The organism is Caproiciproducens sp. LBM24188 (genome assembly GCF_054130445.1).
The window spans coordinates 1,346,832-1,366,884 of sequence record NZ_CP196862.1 but is presented as its reverse complement, the minus strand read 5'-3'; the positions used below and the strand labels follow the sequence as shown (position 1 = coordinate 1,366,884).

The following is a 20,053-nucleotide window of genomic DNA, read 5'->3' as shown; positions in this document are numbered from 1 at the left end:
CCCGCGTGGGGAGCGACACCAACCAACGACCAACCACAATTTAATAAAGATAAATTTCAATCCACGCTCCCGCGTGGGGAGCGACAACGAAAATAGCGATTTTGAATCAATCCATTTTTAAATTTCAATCCACGCTCCCGCGTGGGGAGCGACTGGAAAATGACATGGCTGTTATTTCTGATGATGATTTCAATCCACGCTCCCGCGTGGGGAGCGACAATATTCCTTTCTGAATGAGCTTGTCCCGCATTATTTCAATCCACGCTCCCGCGTGGGGAGCGACGAAAAGCGACCGTCGTGTCTCTAAATTCAACACATTTCAATCCACGCTCCCGCGTGGGGAGCGACGCCGGTGCACAGCAGTTTTTGACTGACCACATCGATTTCAATCCACGCTCCCGCGTGGGGAGCGACAGCAAAAACTGCCTAACCTACCTTTAGTAAAAAATAAAAAATTGTGTACTATTCCAATTAAATCAAGGAGGTAAGCAGAATTTGTAAAATATTATTCCTAAATATAAAAATAAATTTAAAATTTTAGTGCGAACCAAACGGGAAAAGCATGGGAACTTAGGGTTCGCACCAAATTCATGCGTCATACAATCAGCGGATCTGCTACGTCAAACGACGGCTTCGCACCAAAATGCTCCACCTTTGTTTTGTAATGATCTCCCAAATAGTAAAACCTCAAGCTGTCCTTTTCAGAATCAATCATCTGTACCAGTTTGTGCTTTACCGTACAGCAAAGGGCAGAGTCCATTACACATTCAAATACCGAATTTTGCACACGCTGACCATAATTGACACAGATTTTTGCCACTTTACGCAGCCGCTTCTTTCCTGCCGCAGTTTCCGTATTTACATCGTAAGTAATTAACACCAGTATTTCACTTCACCTACTTCCATAAAAAAGGCGGATACGCGTCAAGATCACCGCGCAGATATCGCGCCAACAACAACGCCTGCGAATAAGGAACCAACCCCCATTCCATTTTTTCGCCAAGCATGGGATGCGTAATTTTTTCCTGCTTTCTTTCCTGCCATGCCATAAGAACTTTTTTGCGGGTCGCATCATCCATTAATACTGCTCCGTCCTCTTTTTGCAGAAAACCATCCCCGTTAATTTGACGGGTGTTGATTAGCGTAAGAACAAAACGGTCCGCAATCACTGTCCGAAATTCTTCCATCAAATCAAGTGCGAGGGAAATCCTTCCGGGGCGGTCACGGTGAAGGAATCCCACATAGGGATCCAGCCCCACCGTTTCCAGCGCCGACGCCGTGTCATGCGCAAGCAAAGTATAGACAAAAGAAAGCAGGGCATTCATGTTATCCGTCGGCGGGCGGCGGTTCCGGTTTTGAAAGAAGAACTGCTCCTTTTGCTGCAAAATCAAGTCATCCAGCACGGAAAAGTAGCAGGTAGCGGCCTCCCCCTCTATTCCGCGGATTTCGTCCAGTGTTCCAGCGTTCTGAAGCCGGTGAATGGATTCGGCAATAGCGTCCGAGGCGTGCTTCAGCTTTGCTGTATCCAGCCGAAGGGCATAATCCCGAACTGCACGCTCAATAGCCCATCGAGAATTGAACAATTTTCCCGTAATCATCTCTCTGGCAATGGCTGCACTCTTTTCTTTGCTGTCGGATACCCGGTATTGCTCTTTCCGAAGCAGCACATTTCCCCGCTCGGTTCCGCATACCCGCGCCAAAAAGCGCCCATGCATCGTCAAAAAGGTTAGCGCAACGCCGCGCTCGGCGCAGGCTCCCATTAAGGCGGGACTGGCCCCGGTGTACCCGAATGCTACAATCCCATCCAGGTTGTGCAAAGGGATTCTTCGCAGCTCTGCACCGTTTTTCTGAATCACGATGTTTTCTCCATCCAGCGACAGGTAAGCATCCGGCGTTGTAACATACAGTGTATTTCCGAGGATCCTCACACCGTCTCCTCCAATCTTTTTCGAATGTATTCCGCTGCAGAGCCTACGCGGTATAGTTTGGGAAGACACAGATTTTTCAGCGAACAGGCATTACAGCTTTTGGAGGGCTTTACACGCGGCGTATATCTCCTGCGGTATAAATCATGCATCTCCGCGAGCATGTCGCATACTTTCTGACGCAAAACATCATCCAATGTTACAGCAGTCCTTCGTGCTGTTTCACCGTAGTACAGATATGCGGTTGGGATACGGGGGCACAGCAGCATTTCTTCCAAACACATGGCCTGGCAGCACAATTGAAGGCGGTCTGCGTCATTTTCCTTGGGAATTCCACGCTTATATTCCACTGGTACCGGCAGCCATTTGCCTTCCCGCCCGGCAAGTTCCACCCCTTTGGAAGATGCATGAAATTCAACCACATCACACACGCCGTTCACGCCCAACCGGCTAGAGGCAACCGCCATTGCGCGTGAAATAAGCCGGTCACCGCGCTTTTCGGAGAAAAAGGGATCGTGTGCGTTGTCGTGTAGAATCTGTCCTTCGGCAGTGCGCAGATTTTCCGCCCACTGCTGTTCGATATGGATGAGTGCCCACTGACGGCGGCAAAAAGCAAAATGCTGCAATCCCGCAAGGTTCAAATAATCTTCTTCATCATATTCCATGGTTCAGACCATCCGGGAACATGTCACACCACCCGGCAAAGATTCGGTGTGTACCTCCACCGCGTAGTCAGAGTAACTCCGTGCGGGAATGGACGGATCCTTCCGCTTAACGGTCACCGTATCGAACAGCTTATAGGCCGGAGCGTTGCCCAGCTCGCTGTCGTGGCGGAATACAATCAGCTCGCGTACAGCCATCTTTCCGCGTGCGGCGGAACGATCGTTTTCGAACATATTAATGATGGCCTGCCACAGCAGTGCAAGGTCATCCTCTGAAAAGCCGGTGAAGCGGCGCGCCAAATTGGCGGAAACAAATCCCTCTGCCCGGTAGAGCGCATAAGGGACAATATGCTTGCGTCCCATTTCGGTGCTTTTCTTCTGGGCGTCTTCTTCGGTGGAAATCGCGACACGGGTAATGGTGATTTCCTGGGGGACGATGGGGTCAATACTGCGGGCAAAGCCGATCTGCACTGGGCCGCGTACCTGCCCGCAGTTGAGTGCCGCTTTGACAAAGGTGGTCATTACAGCACCGAACGTACGAATATCGTAGTACTGGCTGCACATATAGTCCCGGATTTTCCGGTCGATGTCCGGGTCATCTTTTTTACTGATTTTCTTTTCGTCGATCTGCAGAGCCTGAAACGCGCTGCGGTCGCTGGTGTTCAGGGGAATCTGATCTTTAATATAAATCCGATAGCCCGGCTGGTCTTCCTTTACAGTTTCCACGTAATTGCGGATTTTGCGCTTCAGGCAGACGTCGGTCACAATGCCGAGGCCGGTTTCGGGGTCAATGCGCGGCATGTTGCCCGCATCGGGGTCACCGTTCGGATTGCCGTTCTCCACATCAAATAAAATTATAAATTCATAGCGGTTTCGAATTGGATTTGCCATTTTTTATTCCTCCTCTGAATTCAGTTTTTTCTCTTTTGGGGTGAAAAAGGCTTGCACCTGATGGTAGTAACCAAGGACAAAAATGGATTGATCGTTCAAAAATAGATGGGTTGGAAAAGGATGCTCGTCCACGTTCAGCTTGTCCATCAACTCCGTAACCAACTTATCATGAAAAATAGCAATTCTCGTTCCGTTTTCCATCTTGCGGATTTTTTCCAGATGATTGGCATACAGCTTAAAAAGCGTTGGGAACACACTTGCGGGTGTGGCACACGCTGAGGTAAAGTAACGGTCCTTTATGGTGGAATTGATGCCTGGGTTGGCATCCTTCTGCGCTTTTTCCAGCACCGCGAACAAGCGGCCCAGCACATAGGCGCGGTTGTCGCTGTTTTCATTTAAAGACACGGTTAAGACCTCCCTTAATAAAGTCTCTCATACTTAATTTGTCTTCATTTTTCATAGATTTTCATGTTAATCTGGTTGAGCCTTTACTCCAGATACTGCGATTTAGCTGGTAGTTTTGTGGTTTCAGGCAGAGCAAATAAAACCGCATATGTTTTATCTGTCTCGGCCATCGGGATCCCACATCAACTCCAAGCAGCAAACCTCCCATGTCTTCCGGCATCGAATGTGCCTAATTCCTTCGTCCTGCTTATCCTGGAGGTGGAACGTCAATCATGCTCCTAAACTGGGTCTATGCCCTAAAGGTGAAATTCAACTTGACTGCCCCGGCTCTTCCTTTTCAAAGTGCAATTTGGTGCCCACTATTGCTGTAATCGTTGTACCTGATTCCACTTGCTGCGGCCGGCAAGTTTCCTCAAATACCGCTGCCTTGCTTGTCTCAGGAGGCTTATGCCGCCTTCATCGACCGGTTCATATCGTTCATCATTTTCTTTGCGTCATAATCGTTACCTTTTGTAAGTATTGCAAATATAACTCGAATTAACTTCCCGCACAGGGCTATGACCGATTCCATCTTGGTCAACGGGTTGTTTTCCCGCGTCAGGTTCCTCCTGTGGATCGCCCGGAATTCCTGATTCGTTGCCAACATGGTAATGATCGCTCGGAACAACCCTTCACGGAGTCGCTTCCTTCCTCTCTTACTGATAGTGGTTTTCCCCTTGTGCTTACCAGAACTGTTCTCTCTCAGGCTCAAGCCCGCCATTTTCTGTATCTGTCGAGGATCATGGAATCGGTGGATGTCTCCGATCTCGCTGACGATGACTGCCGCCGTCACCATCCCGATTCCTTTTATGTCCAAAAGTTTTGATGCATTTGGCACCCTTAACAACAGCTCCTGCATAAGCATTTCAGTTTCTTGCTTCTGCCGGTCGATCAACTCATATTGTGTCAAAATATTTTGCAATGCTGCTTCTGCCGCCTCTGAGCCAGCGGTCCTGCCGATAGACTCCGAAGCTGCCTTTACCAATCTTTCAGCCCTTTTCAAGCTTGGCCGTTTCATCTCCTGCCGCCAGGTCTTCATTAGACCTGCCACCCCGGCTGTTACCACTTTTTGGGGTGTCGAATGATGTCTCAATGTCAGCCAGGCAGCGTCTCTGTTCCAATCCTTGAACACTTCACTGAATTCCGGAAAGCGGATGTCCAGCCAGCGTAATACCTGATTACTTAATATGGTCAGCTGCTCCAACAGCCGTTCCCTCTCAGCTACTGCTTCCCTGAGTTCCTGGAACAAATCTTCCGGTATGTATACCTCCCGAAATCTCCCGTCCTTCACCAGCATGGCTATGGTTTTCGGATCCTTCCGATCATTCTTGGTTGGGCTGTTATCATCCAACTCTTTTGTACACTTTACGTGAAACGGATTCACTATCCCGAGCCGATGGCCTTGTCTTTGCAGGTGATCCCCCAGCGTGAACCAGTAGTGCCCTGTAGGCTCAAAACCTACAATCGCCTCGGTTTTTCCATGCTCCCTCATAATTTCCTGCATCCAGTTTTCAAGAGACTCATAACCTTGTCTGGTGTTACTGAACCTGAGGAGCTTTGCTAGTTCTAATCCTCTGAAATCAAAAGCTCTGGCATAGTGTGCTTCCTTTCCTACGTCTATTCCGACGATAAGGGTTTCAAATTTGATTTGCAAAATCTTCTCGTTTTGTGTACGCTTCATATTAGATGCCTCCTGTATTTTTTGATTGTGGTTACCGTCACGCAACTCACATATCAAATTCTACAGGTTGGCATCTTCTTTTTCAAAGTTCATTTTTATTCCTTACAGGAATGCTCCTTATATGTTTCATGATTCTGCGTCCGAAGAAGAAAGGCTTTCAAAATAGCCGCGCGGCCGCGGGTGATTTTTTGAATATGCCGGTTCGGGTCATCCTGTTCGGCGCGAATGCGCAGCAAAACGGTGCTTTGCAGCGACTGCGGATACGGCAGTCCGAGCAAAATGGAGCGCATCACCTCCCCACTCAACAGTGGAGAAGCCGCCTTGTCGTTCGAGTTCGGATTTACCGTTTCGTGCAGAAGCCAATATGGCGTAAGGTAAGGAAAATCCTGCGGCGCATGCGCGATTTTAAGATCTTCGTAATACTGTTTAATTTGTTTTACAAAATTTCCAAAGCTGTCATGTAAAAAAAACCGTACAGAAATTCGGGCAGCATTCGGCGCCAGCCCGAGAATGTAAAACGGCGTTTTAAGGTCGATTTCGTTGGAAATCGGTTTTCCCTGCTCAATCCGCTTCATCACGCTGTCCAAAAGCTTGTTGTCGTTTTCATTCTGCGGACTTAACAGGGCGGTAAAAATATTTTGACAGGCAGGGTTTGAACTTTCCGCCCAATAGACCACCGTGGTGTCTCCCAGCGTCAGGCGATGTTCCCGGTCGGACAGCAAATAATTCAGCGCCGCCGCATAGGCAAATGCCGCGTATTGCCCAACCGGCGCGTTCAGCCCCTGTGCTTTGACACGACCATAGGATTCATACGCTTCAGCATTGAAACTGACCAGGTTGGCCCCTGCCGTCTGTGCACCGGGAATCCCCTTTATTTTTGCGTGCAAAATGGCTACGGGCTCGTCCTTTCCGGTTACAAGGCAGGGCATCTGTATGCTTTCTGCGGAGGAAGCACGGTAGCTGTCCCAAGCATGGCTGATTGCAGGGTCGTCCTGTGCATATTCACCCCCGTCAATCTGGAAGATAAGATTTCCTCCGGAGAGAATCTCCTCCCGGTGCTCCCGAAACGCGACGTTTTCCTCTGCTTTGCGGGGATTCCAGGATTGAAAAAAGCCGCGTACCGCGTCCGCTGCGGGGCTGTGCACGCTCTGCAGGATTTTTTCGTGCAGTTCCCGGCTGGCGGCAAAGCAAAGAAGAGAACGCTCCGGTTTACCCTTGTTGTCCAGCCCAAGGAAATAGCTGGAGTTGTCACAGAGAAAATTTGCAAGTATATTTACAGACTTAATAACAGGTTGCGGAACAACCTTTTCCTGCGGCACTTCGACTGTTTTTTTGCCGCGCTGTTCCTCCCTTCGCAGCGGAAAAATATCCAGCAGCTCGCCGGAGGGCGAAAGATTCAGCGCAAACGAAACCTTCGCAGGGGAATAACCCGGCTTCGGCAGTTTTCCGTCCGCCGCAAGAATTTCATAGTACCGCGTGAGCGCCTGCAGTATCATGATACCACCTCGCTGCCTGCCACGTTGATACACCCATCGCGCATCACGGCGCGGAAAAACATTGGGTGGATATTGTCGGGATCGGAATAGTCCATGTCGTACAGCATATATCCCAAGTCTTTTTCGCCCATGTTCTCCGGGGCGGTGGGAACGGTTTCGCTTTCAAACAAGCGGAATGCCGCCGGGAATTCCCGGCATCCGAAACATGTCTGGTTAAAGCATTGGCCGTTTTTCAGCCTGCGCATCAGAATGGCATAATGCTTTTCCTCCGAATCCCTTTCGCCCCCTTTTCCAGTCAGCTCGAAATGAGCTTCAATCACATACCGCACGTCACGCAGCAGCATGGCGGCACGCTGCTGAATAACCGCCGGGGTATAAAGGGCAAGCACCTTTCCTTTGTTTAACGCATCCAGCCCGTCGCTGCAATGCAGCTTTGCAGAAACCTCGTTTCGCCGCAGATTGGTAAAGCGGATGGGATTACACACGTAGATGCGGTCGATCCGGTAGCGAATCTCAGGTTTCCAATAAATGGCCTCCAAAATTCCACGTGCGGCGGACGGGGTAGGAACGTCGTAGGAAACGCGTTCCGCTTTCATTTCCGGCCTGCAGAAAAGCGCCAGCGGACCCCAGAGTTCCACCTTTACTCCATAGCCCATAGAATCTCTCCTTTCAAAGTATTTTTATATGATGATGGTTTACGATCAAATATAAAAGTTATCAGGATCACCGTTATACAAACCACGCGGTACCGGAATCCTCCAAGGTAAGGGCAAGCCCGGTTTCCTGCGTGTACGCATCCGGGTCGGTGAGTACGGCAAGTCCGCAGTCGAGCAACTCCACCTTTCCGGCATTGTACAAAGATTCGAACTGAGAAAGGTAGGCATTCACGCAGTAAAGACCTGCCTCCCGGAAAAGCTCACGGTTTCTTTCGCCAGCACGCAGCTTTTGCAGCAATGCCTGTGCCGCGGGCCACACGGGAATAAAAATCGGTTTGGTATCGGTTTCAATCAGACGGAACTTTTTAGCAACCTCGGCAAAAGGAAAACTAAAATTATTTGAGGCTCCCTGTTCCAGCGCTTCTACAATTCGCTTTTGATCCAGCTGTTCGCCGGAAACATGGTACATCGTTTCGAAGTAACAGCGAATGGCCTCAGGGGACGAAATGTCCGTGTATTTCCGCGCAATTGATCTGGTAAGGTCAACGGGAAGCTGAACCGAAGGCATCAAATGACCGCGATATTTTTCCTCTGGGCTGAAAATGATGACGCGGCTTTCCTGCGCGGAATGCTTGTTTTCCCGGTTACAGCGCCCCGCCGCCTGGATTTCGGAATCCAGCCCGGCTTCTTCCCGGTACACGTTAGGGAAATCCACATCCACGCCCGCCTCAATCAGACTGGTGGAAACCACATGGCACGGTTCCCCGTTTTTCAGCCGTTCCCGAATTTGCTCCAGCATTTCCTTGCGGTGAAAGGGAACCATCAGGGTGGAAAGATGAAACACACCATTCGGTTCCAGCAGAGCGTAAAGGTTTTGTGCGTGCTGTTTCGTGTTTACAATGCAAAGTGCCTGCTTTTGGGAATTTATCGATTCTGCAAGCGAAGCGTCGTCCATCTCCCCTGCCTGCACAATGGTTGTCCGGCGGGAAAACTGATACGTTTCCGGGACGTTTTCGCAGATTTCGGCACATTGGATTTCCGGCGGAAACAGGGCTTGCAGTGCGGGCTGTGTGGCACTGCAAAGCACGACCGTGCAGCCGTAATTCCAGACCAGTTCCGAAATGGCACGGATACAAGGGAGCAAATATTCCCGCGGAATCATCTGTGCCTCATCAAAAATAATGACACTGTTCGCAATATTATGTAGCTTCCTGCACCGCGAAGATCTATTCGCGAACAAGGATTCAAAAAACTGTACATTTGTCGTTACAATGAGCGGCGCATCCCAGTTTTCAGCGGCCAGTTTCAGTTTTTCCTGCTCCTTTGTTTCCTGTTCCTCTTTACAGTCGGGAAAGGTAAAATTGCTGTGATGCTCCAGCACGTTTTGACTCCCGAGAATATTACGGAAAACCGAGGCGTTCTGCTCAATGATACTGGTATATGGAATGGCATAAATCACCCGGTTCATCCCATGATTTGCCGCGTGTTTCAGTGCAAACGCAAGCGACGAAAGCGTTTTTCCGCCGCCGGTTGGAACTGTAAGGGTATACAGTCCTTTGGGCTGTGTCGCTTTTTTCAGGCAGGTATTCAAAATTTGGGTACGCTTTTCATTAATTGCGCTGGTCGGCGAGCCGAATTTTGCAAGGTGCTTTAACAGCTTTTCCAGTAAAACCGGGATTGCATCCATACCTCCGCGGGAAACGGTTCCACCCGAAACGAAAGTTTCCGTGTCCAAAAAATCCGCGTCAACCAGACAGGAAAACAGCATCCGAATCAGGAAAGCCGCAGTAAAACCGCCCTTGCCCAGCATCCGGATAGGCGGCGCTGATTTCGGCAAAATTGCCGGCAGATTCACGGCTTGGTAAAATGGGGTGTAATCCGGTACGGTGCGTTTCATGCGAGCAAAAAGGGTCGCCTCGTCGCGGGAGTCGGCACTGCTGCCTCCATCGGGCAATCCGGCGTGATGCCCTGCCGCGCAGTACGCCATTATGAGGCCGACGCCGGTTGCCGACGCGTGAAGAATCGCCTGGACACCTGCTGTGGAGTGGTCCACCTTTGGACCTCCATTTAAAATATGATTCTGGAACTCCTTGGAATATTTTCCGGCATCATGCAGTTTGCCGATGCAGTAGCCGTATTCTCCGGCCTGAAAGGCATCTGCAAACCGCTGGGCCCGTTCGGCCGTACCGTTAAGGTGATCTTCGATGGTTTGTATTCTGTGGTCGTCAGTAATATGGGCTATATTCATATAGGAACCCCAAAAAGCTGCCGATGTTCCTTGCTGCGGAATCAGCTGCCCGGAAGTTTTCATCATGCAGTTCTGTTTCAGTGAATAATTCGTACAAGCAAATTATATTACCAAATATAACCAATTACAACACATTTTTGCCTAATTATTTTTATCTAATTTAAATAAAATTGAGACCATCATAAACTATATCAGAATATTGAGGCAGAGCATTTTAGTAAAAATTCATTGCATTGTTTGCCAAAAATGATAATATAAAGCTAAGCGGCAACATCGTGGTAAGAAAAGAATTCCCCTTAAACACCTGGTTCATCGCAATCGATATGAAGAATCACAAACGGAGGTTATCCCATGAATTAAACCGTAGTAATATATAAATCAAAATATGGGTCTACTGAAAAATATGCAAAGTGGATTGCTGAAGATCTTTCCTGCGATATTTATGAACGCAGCAAGGTAAAGCCTGCAGATTTGGAACCATATCGTACCATTGTTTACGGCGGAGGACTTTATGCCGACGGCGTGAATGGAATCGATCTGTTCACCAAAAACTTTGACCAGTTTCGTAATAAGAATCTGATATTATTCACATGTGGATTGGCTGACCCTTCTGACCAAGAAAATACAGATCATATCAAAAGCAACCTCAATAAAATATTCTCCTCTGAAATGCAAAAGCAAATAAAAGTATTTCATCTTAGAGGAGCAATTAACTATGCAAAATTGGGTCCTGTTCATAAAGCGATGATGGCGATGCTTCATAAAATGTTATCCAAAAAAGAACCTCAATCCTTGCGGAATGAAGATAAGCAAATGCTTGCCACTTATGGTAAAGTGGTGGATTTTACGAATCGAGCAGCCATCTCCCCGCTTATTCAATATGTTCAGTCCTTATGAACTGATTCAGCCGCTCATAGGGCATCAAGTTTTACATAAGGAATACAATGGAGGGTGCAAAACAATGACGGTAGAAAACACACAGGATGTATATCAGTTGGTCCCGAAATTTGAGAGTGAGAATTGGCTGCTGCAGCAGGTGTCTATGTCCGATGCGGAGAATCTTCTAAAGGTATATTCGGACAAGAAGGCCGTCCCTTTCTTTAATGCAGACAACTGCAATGGAGACACGTTTTATTATGATACCGAGGAAAAAATAAAAAATGCCATTCATTTTTGGATGGATGCCTATGCAGTTAAAGCATTTGTACGTTGGAGTATCATGAATAAGGAAGAAAACGCTGCGGTCGGCACAATCGAGCTTTTTCATCGGGACGCTGATGACTTTTTTACCGATACTGGTCTTTTACGACTTGATTTGCGCAGTGACTATGAAAACGAAAAAAATATCAAAGAAATTTTACAAATGATTTTACCTCAAACTTTTGATTTGTTCGATTGCCACAAAATTGCGACTAAGGCCGTTCCGGAAGCAAAAGAACGCATTCAGGCACTGCAAAAACTGGGATTTTATAAGACAGACCACAAATTGATTGGGCATGATGGGGCCTCGTACGGCGATTATTTTGTAATAGAAAAATAATTTCCTGAGTATGTCTATTCAACATGGAATCGAGCACGATAAAGTTCGTAATTTGAAGAAACTACCGAAAAGTCATTGGGTTTTTATAGGTGTATTTTACCTATGTTCAATCATTCCGCATAAAAAATGGGAGCAGCTTGAAGCTGCTCCCATTTTTTCTATGTTTGGTTTTCTCTCAACAACTGACACAGCGCCATAAGGAATTTGCGCAGTTATCACTTTGAGAACGCCGATACGATGGCCTGCCAAATGGTCGAGAAAATATTCTGTATTCTGGCGAGGGGCGAAACGTAAACTTCAGCCTGCTCCTGATCCTTAATATTTTGGCTGTTGTCGTCCGTACTGATTTCTTCCGTACGCATAATGATTTGAATACTTTCCGGTGTCGCGTTTTTAGAAGAGGTAAACGAGACGGGTTTCGCCTCTGCATCCAGATTCAGCAGGTTGTTTTCGTTTTCATATTTATCGATTTTATCATCGATTGCCTTTTTTATTGTGTTATTTGCATTTTTAATGGTAGATGTGTTCTTGGTCTGGTCAATGGCCTTTTGCAAAACGTCAATCAAGCCGACCAAACTTTTGCGTGTACCTTCGTCCAAGCTGTTGCCGCTGGTACGGAGCATAACTTCCAGAGAAGTAAGGAAATTCTTTGAATCGGAAAGTCCTTGGGAGATGCCGCCTGCCAGCTGTTCCGTGTCCTTCAGCGCCTGCACCGTGCCGTCCTTGTACTGGTTTAAAACGCCGTTTAGTGCGGTGATGCTGTCGATGACTTCCTTCGAGGTGGCAAGAAGGTCCTTTGTGCTCGCACCGATTTTATTGGTATCCTTCAGCAGTTCGTCGGCATCGCTCACGCCGCTGTCCAAAGCATCCATGTAGGCATCCACTGCAGCGACTGTTTCAGTTCCTACTTTATAAACCCCGTTTGTCTTTGCCAACATTGACTTGATTCCGGAACTAACCATTGGCAAATATGTGTTAATCGTTTGCAAACTTTGTATCGCTTGCGCTGCCTGTGTTTGGATCATTGGATTACTTGAAGATGCTGCTTGTAAAGCAGTTATTGTATCTTCCGCAGCCTTCAATTTTTCCATTTCTGATGCCAATGTAGATAGGACCTTGCTATTAGTAGAATCCGTCAAGAAGTTGTGTACGGTATCAATATCGTTTTTGAGGTCCGCCGCCGCTTCTTTGCGCTTGGTCGTATTGTCGTCATAATCATCCAAATTATCGCGGATATCGTTCACATCGCTGCGGACTTCTCCAATGGCCGAGGAAAGATCGGTCAGGTCCGTACTGACCGTATTCAGCTTGCCCACCATCGCGTTCAAGTTGATATTGATTTCCTCTACCGCTGTCTGCGCTTTTTGAAGGTGCGGAACCAATGCGGCGGTTTCATTGGTGATGGTGGTTAAATCGGCAAGTGATTTATCGGCATCGCTGTAAACCTTGCCCTTGGAGGAACTAATCGTTGCGCGGGCATTGTTCAGCGAGGCCAGCCCGGATTTGGTCTGTGCCAACCCGCCGGACATTGTTTCCAGTGTGGTCAAGAGCTCGTTTGTGCTGTCGTGAATCGAATCCAGCGAATCCTCTACGGTATCCTTTGCGTCCTTGATGTCCTTAATGTCTTTGAACTGGTCTATCGTTGCGGGCACTATCATCATCACAACACCGATGGTTTCAAATTTATTGGTGCCTACGCGGATTTTATACTCTTTATCTTCCCCCGGCAGCCCGGCAAACAAAACCGCCTTGTATTCGCCGATGGACTGCACCTGCGCGCCTTCGGCTTCCACACTCAGCGTATCCTTCATTTTGAATGCAGTACCAACTTCCAAAAGCATATTATTTTTGAAGTAATCGCTTACGTTTTTATTCGGGGTGGCCTTGATATCGATTTCTACCATACCGGAAGCGCCGGCAAGCTTGCTTGCATCGGCCGGTACTCCGTTCAGCTTATAGGACACATCAAACGACCACGGCAAAGCGATGGTGTTGCTTTTCGGGGTACATTCATAGTAGAATCTGTCGACACTATTGGATAAATTCCAGCTTACAGAATCGCCATTGAGAACCGGCTGCGTCTCATCGGTCATATTGGTTACCTTTTCGTAGCTGCCGTAATCGGTAAACGAAGTATTTCCGTTCAGGCTGCACCCTTTTACAATCGTCATCCCATTTGTTTTACCGTAATAATCCAAATTTACATATACCGCCTCATCGGTTGACACCTTCGGTGCAGCTGCTTCTGCCGTAAAAGAAGAAGATGCGGGCACCAGAATCACCGCCGCCAGAATTCCGGCTAAAATTCTATGATAGCTTTTCATAAAACGTAATCCTCCTATCGTGCTGCTTTCCCACAAAAACATCTTAACGTGGGATAATATAAAATCGTGATCAGCCAACTTTAAAATTGAAATTCAGCTTTCCAAGTATCCGATTTTTCCGTTCGCTGCGGCGCTGCGCCGCCTTTTCCCTTAGTCGCTGCATTTTTTCGATATTCTTAAGAATCGGCTTATCGAAAATATAAAGCAGGGTTGGAAGAACCGTTACCACAAGCAGAAGACTTAGAATGGTTCCTCTGCCGATAAGATGGCCGATATCCGCAATTGCCCCGATGGTAGATGTTTTATATAGCGCAAACCCAGCCAGTGTAAGAATCGTAGCAGAGGTCAGCAGCGGCTCAGTGGTATTGGCAACCGCCTCGATGGTGGCTTCCTTTTTATCCATTTGCGTTCGGTATTCCATATAATTGTTGGTCAGCAGAATCGCGTAGTCCACGGTGGCGCCAAGCTGAATGCAGCTGACGACCATATAGCCGATAAACATAAGCTTGTCGCCCACCAAGTACGGGAACAGCATATTGACAAAAACTGCAATTTCAATCGGTACCAGAAGCAGCACCGGCAGCAGAAGCGAACGGAAATTCAGCAGGATTACGAGTGCCACGGTCAGAATGGAAATAGCATCGACTGCCTCATAGTCGCTGACGATTGTATCCTTAATATCCTGCGTAAATGTTGTTTGCCCAATTACATAAGAGTCTGTGGGATAATACTTCTTTACAATGGACTGAATTTCGTTGGAGCTTTGGAACGCCAAAGCGCTTTCATCTTTTGTATTGGTGTAAAGCAGAATCCGTGCGTAGTTGTCCGTATGAAGCTGGCTTGTAATACTGGAAGGAAGAATACTTTCTGGAACCCCCGCCGGAACCTTGTTTGCGTACGACGTTACGCTCTTGGTATAACTCAGATTTTCTAGCGCATCGGAAAGCTCTTTTTCTTTTACAACCGATGTGTTCGGTACAAGAATCAGAAGAAGATTACTGCGGCCGAACTGCTTGTTGATGGCCTGTTCGTCCTCATACACCTTCGTTCCTTCCCCCGCGCCGAGCGCTGAACTGCCGTAGGTAAAGTTGTTCATTCCTTTTCCTACATAGGCAGGCACGGCAATCAACAGCGCCAACGCAAGGGTTGCATATCTGCACTTAAAGGAACCCCGTGCAAAGGCGTGCATGGATGGAACGAAAGGACGGTGGGATGTTTTTTCAATAATATTCGCCCAGCGCAGAATCAGGGAAGGCATCAGGAACAGAACGGTAATTACGCTGATGGCAATTCCTTTTGCCAGACAGATGCCAAGGTCAAAGCCGATTGAGAACTTCATGAGCGCCAGCGCGATAAACCCAAAGAAAGTTGCAAAGCCGCAGGCAAGTATTGATTTTGCGGAATGTCGGATTGCATTGGTAACGGACTCGGTAAGGTCCAGTCCCTTTTTCCGCTCCGCGGTAAAGGAGCTGATCAGGAAGATGGAATAGTCCATGGCAACCGCAAGCTGCAGAATCGCGGCAACACTGGAGGTAATGAACGAAACCTCCCCGAGGAAGATATTCGAACCCATGTTAATTACGATGGCGATTCCCATAATGAGCAGGAACAACACCGGTAGGAACCAGGACGTCGTCGTGAAGAGCAAAATCAGGAAGATAATTACAATGCAGATGATGGATGCGGAGGCCACTTCCCTGCTCAGGTTCTCATTCAGCGACTTATTCACGACAGCAGGGCCGACAATATGCCCCTTATCTCCGATGATCTGCTTGATCTGGTCAAGCGCTTTGGACGTCAGTTTGGTGGTGTCACCCTGCTTGAACACAACATCCATCACAGAATATCCGTCTTTGTAGTAATCCTCAATATCCTTGGTACGGATGAAGGAACTGGCCTGATATGCCGGAGAGGCGCTGTCACACCACATGACGGAATCCACGCCGTCCACCGCTTCAATTCGGTCTTTGTAGCTTTTGGCCTCAAAGTATGTAACATTGTCGACCATTACGCGGGCTGTGCCCGGATAGCCGAATTCTTTTTTCAGGACTTTCAGTCCCTGCTGAGATTGCGTTGTACCTGGGAGATACTTGGTAAGGTCATAGTTTACATCCACCAGCAGGTAACAAAACGCACTTAAAACCGTCAAAACCACGAAGAATATCTCGATTCCTCTGCGCTTTTCAATAATAAAATTCACAATGCTGAACGGGCGCCGGCCCGTATGTTTTCCAAGTTTCATGTTGCGCTCTCCCTAAATAGTGAATTCTAAGTCAGGCAATAATCCTGGCAATGGAACGGTACAATTCCGGTTTCATGCTGTCTATGCCAAACGGGGTCTCCAGTACAATCGAGTTGTAACAGACCGCACCGACCATAGAAACGATAATGAACAGCCTGCGTTCGGCCGTTTCCGTATCGGTTCCGTGTGTGTTGAAATGCTGGATAAATGTTTTCACTGCCCCTCCCATTTCTTGGTTTTCCATCGCTTTTTGATAAAGATCCCACGAAAGATTTTTGTAAATCAGTGCGAGCAGCTTTTGGTTATCCTTAAAGAATTCCACAAAATAATCCGCAAACGTAATAACATTGTTTGAAAAATCGTCTTGCCCGACTTTTTGTTTTTCCGCCACCGCCTGCAATGCGTTCTGGATAAGGGCAGTCGCTTTTTTTATGATGATTTTATCAACAAGGTCATATTTATCCTTGAAATACAGATAGAACGTCCCTTTGGCAACCCCCGCATTTTTTACAATGTCGTCGATTTTTGTGTTATGCACACCAATGGACGTAAAAAGCTCATAGGCCGCGTCATGAAGTTTTTTTATTTTGATACTTTTATTCTCGAGAATCTTACTCTTCATTTCGTCGCTCCCTTCCACTTACCATTCAAAAAAATGACTTTTAGTCATTAATTGAGATTATAGTCTGCACCATACCTTTTGTCAAGAAATGCAGTTTAAAAATATGGTGCATTCTTACAAATAAAATTGTACATTTTTATACTATTATTCCATAAGGCGGAACCGATTTATGAGGTTTCTTGACGAAAACGGACGGGCACATCAACAAGCGGGCAGGAAAATTCCTGCCCCCGCTTTCGATTCGATTTCATTTTGGCTTATGACTGATCCAGTACTTCATCGATTTTTGATATTCTTCCATCGGTATGATTCATGAAAGCCAGTGACCGGGCGCTGGTCTATTAATTTCTTTACTGTTAACTTATTGACTATATAGAATTATAATATGGTGAATTATGGAATAAAGTAATAAGAATATATGAAAAATCCTTTCCAAAAAACCAAATATGTTATTTATGCAGGTCTGTTGTTGCTATTAGTTTTCTGGTTTTTACACGCGACAATTATCCCTGATGTGAATATTACAGATGTTGGAATCGTGAAAAAAGGTGTGCGTATCCAATCTGAAGGCTTTGACTTCTCCGCTCAATTGGATTCTGGCTCGGCAGATTGGAGATAACAAGACCTTCCCCTTGTTCAAATGACCGACTTGCAATCATTTTCCCTTGCTGATCTATGATTTGAGCTGCACCAATAAAATGACGTTTCTGAACCATTTGAGCATTTGGAAAATCAAATGCTGTAACTTCTCCACAATGAATGCTGTGTATTACTGGTACTTATAAAAGCTGAGCAAATACAAGAGGTGTTTCAACAGCAAGATGTTGATTATATTTGCGCAAACCTTCTCTACTGGGAGAAGCATCATCGGGCAAGTCCCACCAACATGAGCCAGCTAAAACAACATCTGACTTTCCCAAAAGCCGTCTAACAGTATCATATCTCAGCATTTCCCAACAGAGCGCTACGCCGATGTTACCAATAGGGGTTTGGAGCAGATTGACCGTATCTCCTTTGGTATAATAGCAATTTTCAAACTGTGTAGGTATATCTTTTTATGTGAACACACTTGTCCATTAGGGAAAATAAGTTGAAAAACATTATAAGCGTTGCTGCCGTCAAATTGTAATGTTGATCCACCAATTATAATATCATAATGTTTTTGACGGAATTGGTTGGCTAAGCGGCAACTATGGTGCCGGAACTGGTGCGACTGTAGGAAAAATAGCTGGAATTGAATATGCAATGAAGGGCGGAGTCGGTAGTTGCGCTTTTCAATACAATGATCTATATGTGGGTGCACAATGAGCTCTGGCAAAGTTGATACAAGGCTTGATGCAGTAGGCATTCTCGCTTGCCGAGCTGTGGAAAGTGCTATTATTGATGCAGTAAAAAGTGCGGATTCATATAGTATTTTTTCGTCTGCTACCGATTTTAAAACGGTGTAATTTATTAGTGTATCATTTGTTTATTGTGATTACCATAATTCGTGTTCTGGAACTTTGCCAACACATGTGGGCGAACAAGGAACTGGATGCGGCGGTATATGACTTTAACTACATTTGCTATAATCATCAGAGCCCACATATCTTTAATCGAGGATTAACACCTTTCGAAGCGCGATATTCAAATAAAAAAGGAGTGTCCCAAAATGGAATTTGAGACACTCCCTTTTTACTGCTGACTTTGTACGACCTCTTATGTATAATCGATCAGATTCCCATAAACACTGTCGCGAAGCCTTCCATCGTCATGCCAAGCCCGGCATACAGCAGGATGGACAGCATATAGCGTTCCTCTTGCGTACGCGCTCTTCGAAATATTAGCCACAGCGCTATGACAAAGCATGGCAGCCCAATGAAAATTGCCGAAATCAAAAACCAGGTGTTGCCGCTGACAATACTGCTCAGCAGGTCTGCCAGGCCAATCATCAGCCAATGCGGCAGCCAGTTCGTGAAAAATGATAGACAAAAAATCTTTACCGGCCAACTAAGCACAGACTTTCTCCACGCGTATACAAACAGCGGCAACGTCAGGAAAAGCAGGATAAAGGTCCCCTGCATGCCTTCAATTCTGGGGAAATTGAGAAAACGGCCGTCTAAGATTAATCCGAAATGCCAGGCACACTCACCAACGCCCTGCCACAGCAGGATGCCTGATATTAATGAAATCCAGAATTGCTTCTTGAAACTCGCACCCTGCACCAGCCGCACAAGCACAAACGACAGAGGAATGACTATCAGCATATAAATAAGACGAATCAGGTTTGGATTTGTCTGCTCATCCCCAATGACCGACACAGGCTGAAGATTGGTAAGGCCATTCTTAGGCCCAATCAGTAATAGAAACTCCATAATAACGATTACCAGGATACCAAACTGAATCAGCGCCGGAACAATGCCTTCACGCCAACCCAGTTTTCTCCGGTTAACAGCATCGATTTTCACGTCCAGTCCCCCTAATAAAATGGATAAATGCGTCTGAGGCATTCTGCTTTGTCAAACGATAATAAATTTGCAGTCTGCTACGCTGTACAGTGGGATAAACGGGATAATAATCGGTGTTGATTTTACATATTTTTGATATTCTGGGTCGTTACCGTAACGCTTGTTCTGCCGGAGCTCCAGACGCCGTGCGCCACTGAACATAATATACGTTATGCAGACGAATCCAAGAACCGCGATAAACCATTGAACGACGCCTGTCAGAGCCCCGAATCCGGAGATAAACACACCGACCCACAGAAGAAGCTCACCAAGGTAATTCGGGCAGCGTACAAGGCGAAACAGTCCAGTGTCGCAAAAACGATTCGCGTTCTTCTTTTTCGCTGCGGACTTCTGCATATCGGCAGTCGCCTCCAGCGTTACGCCCAAAAGCATCACAATCAGGCCAAGCCAATGCCAAGCGTTGCTTGCAGTGCCGTTTGAAAGGCGATAAAAAATCGGGGAAACCTGACAGAAATACAGGCAGATGACAGAGATCCAAATCGCACATTTCACGCCGAAGGACATATCGGACCCATCCTTCGTAATTTCCTTGGCTACCTTCCGATAAGACGCGCTCTTAATTTCGCGCATTGTAAGAAATCCAGCAAGCCGGCACGCATAGCCGATCAGCACAATCAGGATAATTACCGTTGCAACAGTAAGCCTGTTCCAGAACATGAAGATCATGGCAATGCCCTCGCCGGCAACAGCTGCGCCGTAGCCAATTGAGATAAACCAAACGAATTTCTTGAACCCAATCGAACACAGGATCGCTGCAACCAACGGCAATACCCACATCATCGGGGGAAAGCAATCCGCCACGCTTCAGAAAAGTT

At 46.9% G+C, this 20,053-nt stretch carries 17 protein-coding genes, 1 pseudogene and 1 CRISPR repeat array (1 of these 19 running past the window's edge); of the genes and pseudogenes, 3 read left to right on the top strand and 15 right to left on the bottom strand.

From position 1 onward, the window contains the following. A CRISPR array of direct repeats spans positions 1–414; the repeat unit is 32 nt; unit sequence ATTTCAATCCACGCTCCCGCGTGGGGAGCGAC (it extends 3,258 nt beyond the left edge of the window). 181 nt (positions 415–595) lie between these two features. The 9 genes and pseudogenes from cas2 to cas3 all read right to left on the bottom strand — a co-directional run bounded on the left by cas2 (position 596) and on the right by cas3 (position 10,003). Next, positions 596–886, bottom strand: coding sequence for a CRISPR-associated endonuclease Cas2 (gene cas2 / locus ACSVDI_RS06505; RefSeq protein WP_457945608.1), 291 nt, complete (start codon positions 884–886; stop codon positions 596–598). A gap of 10 nt (positions 887–896) precedes the next feature. Further along, positions 897–1,928 carry a type I-C CRISPR-associated endonuclease Cas1c gene (gene cas1c / locus ACSVDI_RS06500; RefSeq protein ID WP_457945478.1) on the bottom strand — a complete coding sequence of 344 codons (1,032 nt, stop codon included), beginning with the start codon at positions 1,926–1,928 and terminating at the stop codon, positions 897–899. Continuing rightward, positions 1,925–2,590 (bottom strand): CRISPR-associated protein Cas4, encoded by a 666-nt coding sequence (gene cas4 / locus ACSVDI_RS06495; RefSeq protein WP_457945477.1) that lies wholly within the window; start codon positions 2,588–2,590, stop codon positions 1,925–1,927. The genes cas1c and cas4 overlap by 4 nt, the downstream gene beginning before the upstream one ends. 3 nt (positions 2,591–2,593) lie before the next feature. Further along, positions 2,594–3,478, bottom strand: a complete 885-nt coding sequence (gene cas7c, locus ACSVDI_RS06490; RefSeq protein ID WP_457945476.1) for a type I-C CRISPR-associated protein Cas7/Csd2 — start codon at positions 3,476–3,478, stop codon at positions 2,594–2,596. A gap of 3 nt (positions 3,479–3,481) precedes the next feature. Further along, positions 3,482–3,886: pseudogene (locus ACSVDI_RS06485) on the bottom strand (type I-C CRISPR-associated protein Cas8c/Csd1); the annotation flags it as partial. Between the two features lie 442 nt (positions 3,887–4,328). After that, complete coding sequence (locus ACSVDI_RS06480; RefSeq protein WP_457942479.1) at positions 4,329–5,603, bottom strand: IS110 family RNA-guided transposase; 1,275 nt, start codon at positions 5,601–5,603, stop codon at positions 4,329–4,331. Positions 5,604–5,698: 95 nt separating this feature from the next. Beyond that, positions 5,699–7,099, bottom strand: coding sequence for a type I-C CRISPR-associated protein Cas8c/Csd1 (gene cas8c, locus ACSVDI_RS06475; RefSeq protein WP_457945475.1), 1,401 nt, complete (start codon positions 7,097–7,099; stop codon positions 5,699–5,701). Beyond that, complete coding sequence (cas5c, locus tag ACSVDI_RS06470; protein WP_457945474.1) at positions 7,096–7,755, bottom strand: type I-C CRISPR-associated protein Cas5c; 660 nt, start codon at positions 7,753–7,755, stop codon at positions 7,096–7,098. Before cas5c ends, cas8c begins: the two co-directional genes overlap by 4 nt. Positions 7,756–7,828: 73 nt before the next feature. Then, positions 7,829–10,003: a CRISPR-associated helicase Cas3' gene (cas3, locus tag ACSVDI_RS06465; RefSeq protein ID WP_457945473.1), complete on the bottom strand. Its 2,175-nt coding sequence runs from the start codon at positions 10,001–10,003 to the stop codon at positions 7,829–7,831. Positions 10,004–10,372: 369 nt separating this feature from the next. Here cas3 and ACSVDI_RS06460 point away from each other — a divergent pair, with 369 nt between their 5' ends. Together ACSVDI_RS06460 and ACSVDI_RS06455 are read left to right on the top strand one after the other, a co-directional pair. Continuing rightward, complete coding sequence (locus tag ACSVDI_RS06460) at positions 10,373–10,900, top strand: flavodoxin domain-containing protein (protein ID WP_457945607.1); 528 nt, start codon at positions 10,373–10,375, stop codon at positions 10,898–10,900. Positions 10,901–10,964: 64 nt separating this feature from the next. Continuing rightward, the gene (locus tag ACSVDI_RS06455) at positions 10,965–11,543 is read left to right on the top strand and encodes a GNAT family N-acetyltransferase (RefSeq protein WP_457945472.1); all 579 of its coding nucleotides are present in this window, start codon (positions 10,965–10,967) and stop codon (positions 11,541–11,543) included. Positions 11,544–11,758: 215 nt separating this feature from the next. Here the strand turns inward: ACSVDI_RS06455 and ACSVDI_RS06450 are convergent, their stop codons facing one another. From ACSVDI_RS06450 to ACSVDI_RS06435, 4 genes are all read right to left on the bottom strand, one after another. After that, the gene (locus ACSVDI_RS06450) at positions 11,759–13,867 is read right to left on the bottom strand and encodes a hypothetical protein (RefSeq protein WP_457945471.1); all 2,109 of its coding nucleotides are present in this window, start codon (positions 13,865–13,867) and stop codon (positions 11,759–11,761) included. A gap of 70 nt (positions 13,868–13,937) precedes the next feature. Continuing rightward, a complete protein-coding gene (locus ACSVDI_RS06445) occupies positions 13,938–16,109 on the bottom strand; it encodes an efflux RND transporter permease subunit (protein ID WP_457945470.1) in 2,172 nt (723 codons plus the stop codon). Between the two features lie 31 nt (positions 16,110–16,140). Then, complete coding sequence (locus tag ACSVDI_RS06440) at positions 16,141–16,731, bottom strand: TetR/AcrR family transcriptional regulator (RefSeq protein WP_457945469.1); 591 nt, start codon at positions 16,729–16,731, stop codon at positions 16,141–16,143. Between the two features lie 779 nt (positions 16,732–17,510). Continuing rightward, positions 17,511–17,780 carry a nitrilase-related carbon-nitrogen hydrolase gene (locus tag ACSVDI_RS06435; protein ID WP_457945606.1) on the bottom strand — a complete coding sequence of 90 codons (270 nt, stop codon included), beginning with the start codon at positions 17,778–17,780 and terminating at the stop codon, positions 17,511–17,513. 255 nt (positions 17,781–18,035) lie between these two features. On the opposite strand from ACSVDI_RS06435, the gene ACSVDI_RS06430 reads away from it, so the two are divergent. Beyond that, the gene (locus tag ACSVDI_RS06430; protein ID WP_457945468.1) at positions 18,036–18,179 is read left to right on the top strand and encodes a hypothetical protein; all 144 of its coding nucleotides are present in this window, start codon (positions 18,036–18,038) and stop codon (positions 18,177–18,179) included. Between the two features lie 264 nt (positions 18,180–18,443). Here ACSVDI_RS06430 and ACSVDI_RS06425 read toward each other — a convergent pair whose 3' ends face one another. Next, a complete protein-coding gene (locus tag ACSVDI_RS06425) occupies positions 18,444–19,178 on the bottom strand; it encodes a hypothetical protein (protein ID WP_457945467.1) in 735 nt (244 codons plus the stop codon). 51 nt (positions 19,179–19,229) lie between these two features. Then, on the bottom strand, positions 19,230–20,018 hold the full coding sequence (locus ACSVDI_RS06420) for a DUF1295 domain-containing protein (protein ID WP_457945466.1): 789 nt from the start codon (positions 20,016–20,018) through the stop codon (positions 19,230–19,232). Positions 20,019–20,053: the final 35 nt, after the last annotated feature.

Bases quoted from the DNA above. Each gene is read 5' to 3' on its own strand.
- cas4 (WP_457945477.1), bottom strand. From the start codon at position 2,590: ATGGAATATGATGAAGAAGATTATTTGAACCTTGCGGGATTGCAGCAT.
- cas7c (WP_457945476.1), bottom strand. From the start codon at position 3,478: ATGGCAAATCCAATTCGAAACCGCTATGAATTTATAATTTTATTTGAT.
- ACSVDI_RS06480 (WP_457942479.1), bottom strand. From the start codon at position 5,603: ATGAAGCGTACACAAAACGAGAAGATTTTGCAAATCAAATTTGAAACC.
- cas8c (WP_457945475.1), bottom strand. From the start codon at position 7,099: ATGATACTGCAGGCGCTCACGCGGTACTATGAAATTCTTGCGGCGGAC.
- cas5c (WP_457945474.1), bottom strand. From the start codon at position 7,755: ATGGGCTATGGAGTAAAGGTGGAACTCTGGGGTCCGCTGGCGCTTTTC.
- cas3 (WP_457945473.1), bottom strand. From the start codon at position 10,003: ATGAATATAGCCCATATTACTGACGACCACAGAATACAAACCATCGAA.
- ACSVDI_RS06455 (WP_457945472.1), top strand. From the start codon at position 10,965: ATGACGGTAGAAAACACACAGGATGTATATCAGTTGGTCCCGAAATTT.
- ACSVDI_RS06450 (WP_457945471.1), bottom strand. From the start codon at position 13,867: ATGAAAAGCTATCATAGAATTTTAGCCGGAATTCTGGCGGCGGTGATT.
- ACSVDI_RS06445 (WP_457945470.1), bottom strand. From the start codon at position 16,109: ATGAAACTTGGAAAACATACGGGCCGGCGCCCGTTCAGCATTGTGAAT.
- ACSVDI_RS06440 (WP_457945469.1), bottom strand. From the start codon at position 16,731: ATGAAGAGTAAGATTCTCGAGAATAAAAGTATCAAAATAAAAAAACTT.
- ACSVDI_RS06430 (WP_457945468.1), top strand. From the start codon at position 18,036: ATGAGCTCTGGCAAAGTTGATACAAGGCTTGATGCAGTAGGCATTCTC.
- ACSVDI_RS06420 (WP_457945466.1), bottom strand. From the start codon at position 20,018: ATGATGTGGGTATTGCCGTTGGTTGCAGCGATCCTGTGTTCGATTGGG.